This window comes from Wenjunlia tyrosinilytica (assembly GCF_014646055.1).
In the GTDB taxonomy this organism is placed as follows: Bacteria; Actinomycetota; Actinomycetes; order Streptomycetales; family Streptomycetaceae; genus Wenjunlia; species Wenjunlia tyrosinilytica.
In genome coordinates this window covers 1-3,887 of record NZ_BMMS01000103.1, presented here as the reverse complement: position 1 = coordinate 3,887, position 3,887 = coordinate 1, and the positions used below count along the sequence as shown (strand labels likewise).

General features: G+C 73.1%; 2 protein-coding genes. Both read left to right on the top strand.

What is annotated here, in order from left to right; translation table 11 throughout:
* Window positions 1–2,151: beta-ketoacyl reductase (locus IEY86_RS35610; protein ID WP_189136044.1), on the top strand; the 2,151-nt coding region annotated here is incomplete at its 5' end.
* 21 nt (window positions 2,152–2,172) lie between these two features.
* A partial coding sequence (locus tag IEY86_RS35605) for a type I polyketide synthase (RefSeq protein WP_373287151.1) occupies window positions 2,173–3,887 on the top strand: 1,715 nt, incomplete at its 3' end.

The following is a 3,887-nucleotide window of genomic DNA, read 5'->3' as shown; positions in this document are numbered from 1 at the left end:
CACGACCCCGTCGAGACCCTCTACGCGGCCCTCGGCCGACTCCACGTGGACGGCGCCCGGATCGACTGGCACACCGTCCTCGGCCGCGGCAGCCTCGTCGACCTGCCGACGTACGCCTTCCAGCGCGAACACTTCTGGCTCGGTGCCGATACCGATACCGATACCGGTACCGGTACCGGTACCGATGCGGCTGAGGACTCGACGCGCTATCGCATCGACTGGGAACGGCTCGACTGCCCGACCGGCACGAACGTGGAGGGTGCCTGGCTGCTGGTCGTCCCGGCCGGTCATGAGGAGCACGAGCTGGTGCGGGGCTGCGCCGCCCGGTTCGGCGAGGGCGCTTCGACGCTCGTCCTGAGCGTGGACGACGACCGGCGATCCATGGCGGACCGGCTGCGGCGACTCCCCGTCCCCGCCGGGGTGTTCTCGCTGCTGGCGCTCGACACCGGACTCCATCCCGTGCACCACGGGATGGCGGTCGGCGGCGCGCTCGCCCACCTGCTCGTCCAGGCACTGGGCGACGCGGACATCGACGCCCCCCTGTGGTTCGGTACCCGAGGCGCCGTCGCCGTCGGCGACGAACCGCTCGACGCGGTCGAGCACACAGGGGTGTGGGCGCTGGGGTGTGTCGTGGCCCTGGAACACCCGACGCGCTGGGGCGGTCTGATCGACCTGCCCGCGACTTTCGACGGTCCCGCGGGCGACAGGCTCGCGGCGGTGCTCGGGGCATCGGAGGACCAGGTGGCCATCCGGGCGGACGGCGTCTACGGGCGGAGGGTGGTCCGCGCGCGCCAGGAGGTCGCCGAGAGCACGTGGCAGCCGCGCGGCACCGCCCTGATCACGGGCGGCACCGGCGGGCTGGGCGCGCACGTCGCCCGATGGCTGGCCCGCCACGGCACCGAGCGGCTGATCCTGTTGAGCAGGTCCGGGCCGCAGGCAGCCGGCGCTGCCGAACTCCTCGCGGAGTTGACCGCGCTGGGAGCGCGGGCCGAGGCGGTGGCGTGCGACGTCACCGACCGGGCGGCGCTGGAGGGCGTCATCGGCGACGCGCGGGAACGCGGCGCGGAGTTCACTACGGTCGTGCACGCGGCCGGTCTCTCCCAGCGGACGCCGATCGCCGACCTCGGTGTCGCGGAGTTCGCGGACATCACGGCCGCGAAGGTGATCGGCGCGGTCCACCTCGACCAGATCTTCGACAACGACGAACTGGACGCCTTTGTGCTCTTCTCGTCGGTCTCCGGTGTGTGGGGCGCCGCCGGCCAGAGCGCGTACGCCGCCGGCAATGCCTTCCTCGACGGACTCGCCCGGCTCCGCCGTGCCGCCGGAGTGCACGCCGTCTCCATCGCCTGGGGACCCTGGGACGCCGAGGGCATGGGGGCGAGGGACGACCAGGTCGCCCACCTCGAACGCCGGGGGCTGCGCGCGCTGCCCCCGGAGGCGGCGCTGCGGGCTCTGCGGGAGGCTGTCGAGGGGACGGCCGCCGAGGTGGTGGTGGCCGACGTGGAGTGGGACCGCTTCCTGCCCGTCTTCACTTCCGTTCGGCCTTCGCCGCTGTTCGGCGGGCTCGCCACGGCGCCCCGGCCGATGGCCGGCGACCACGCCGACCGGGCGGCCGACACGCTGGGACACGAGTTGCGCGTCCTCACCGGCCCGCAGCGGACCGCCCGGGTGCGCTCGCTGGTCCGGGCCGAGGTCGCCAAGGTGCTCGGTCATCGCGGCGAGCAGGCCGTCGGCCTGGAGACCCCGTTCTCGGAACTCGGCATGGACTCGCTGGCGGCCGTCGACCTGCGCGGCGCCCTGAACGACCGCGCCGGTGTCACCCTGCCCGTCACGGTCGTGTTCGAACGGCCGTCCGTCCAGGCGCTTACCGCTCATCTGCTGGACCTGCTCGGGCCCGACGGCGACGCCCCCGGCGACGCCCCCGACGACGCCGCCCCCGACGCCGACGAGGACACCAGGATCCGCGCGGTGCTGTCGGCCCTCCCCGTCGCCCGCTTGAGAGAGGCCGGACTGCTCGACCGGCTGCTCGACCTGGCCGGCGGCGGGCCCGCCCCGGCGGTGTCCGACGACCCCGCGGAACCGGGCAGCGGCATAGACACGATGGACCTCGACGACCTTGTCCGCGCCGCCCTCGACGGCAAGTCCCTCTGAGCGCCCGCGCGGACACTGGAGCTGACAATGACGACTGAGGACCGAGTCGCCGCCGCACTGCGGGCGTCACTGAAAGAGACCGAACGACTGCGCCACGCAATCCGGACGATCTCCGCCGCCCGGTCCGAGCCCCTGGCCGTGGTCGGCATGAGCTGCCGTTTCCCCGGCGGGGTCGGCTCGCCCGAACAGCTGTGGCGGCTGGTCGCCGACTGCGGTGACGCGATCTCCGCGTTCCCGACCGACCGGGGCTGGGACACCGAGCGGATCTACGACCCCGACGGCGGCCCCGGCACGTCATACGTTCGCGAAGGCGGTTTCCTGCACGACGCGGCCGAGTTCGACGCCGCCTTCTTCGGGATCTCGCCGCGCGAGGCGCTGGCGATGGACCCTCAGCAGCGGCTGCTGCTGGAGACCTCCTGGGAGGTCTTCGAACGGGCCGGCATCGACCCCCGATCGGTCCGGGGCAGCCGGACCGGCGTATTCGTCGGGGCCTCGCACCAGGAGTACGGCGGCGACCCGCGGCATGCCCCCGAAGAGGTCGACGGGTATGTACTGACCGGCAGCGGCGGCAGCGTGGTCTCCGGCCGCATCGCGTACTTCCTCGGGCTCGAGGGCCCCTCGCTCACCGTGGACACGGCCTGCTCGTCCTCCCTGGTCGCCCTCCACCTGGCCGGGCGGTCGCTGAGGTCCGGGGAGTGCACGGCCGCGCTCGTGGCCGGGGTCTCGGTCATGGCGTCGCCGGTCCCGTTCGTGGAGTTCTCCCGGCAGCGCGGCCTCGCCGCGGACGCCCGGTGCAAGCCCTTCTCCGCCGATGCCGATGGCACGATCTGGTCCGAGGGCGTCGCAGTCCTGCTGCTGGAGCGGTTGTCCGAGGCGCGGCGTCTGGGGCACCGGGTGCTGGCGGTGGTGCGTGGCTCGGCGGTGAATTCGGATGGTGCGTCGAACGGTCTGACGGCGCCGAACGGTCTGGCGCAGCAGCGGGTGATCCGGGAGGCGCTGGCCTCCGCGGGCCTGCGTGCCGCCGACGTGGATGCCGTGGAGGCGCACGGTACGGGGACCCGGTTGGGCGATCCGATCGAGGCGCAGGCGTTGCTGGCGACGTACGGGCAGGATCGTGAACAGCCTTTGTGGCTGGGGTCGTTGAAGTCGAACATCGGTCACACGCAGGCGGCGGCGGGTGTCGGCGGTGTGATCAAGACGGTGATGGCGATGCGCCATGGTCTGCTGCCGCGCACCTTGCACGCCGAGGAGCCGACGCCGCATGTCGACTGGTCGGCGGGCTCGGTCCGATTGTTGACGGAGCATCAGAACTGGGCCGGGCCGCGTCGGGCGGGGGTGTCCGCGTTCGGAGTGAGCGGTACCAACGCCCATGTGGTGCTGGAGGCGGCGTCCGACACCGTCGAACCAGCCACTGCGCGGACCGGACCTGTTCCCGTGGTGCTGTCGGCCCGTACTCCTGAAGCGTTGGCCCAGCAGGCCCGGCGGCTGCGGGAGTTCATCGGCGACGACATCCCCCTACCGGACGTCGCCTGGACCCTGGCAACCGGTCGGGCGGCTCTCGCCCACCGCGCTGTCGTGATCGGCGCCGATCGCGACACCCTGGCCGACGGGCTCGACGCGCTGGCGGACGGCCGCCCGGCCGCCGGGCTGATGACCGGTTCGGTGGATTCGGAGGAGGTCTCGGTCGCGGTGGTGTTCGCGGGTCAGGGGTCGTTGGGGGTGGGTGCGGCGCGGGT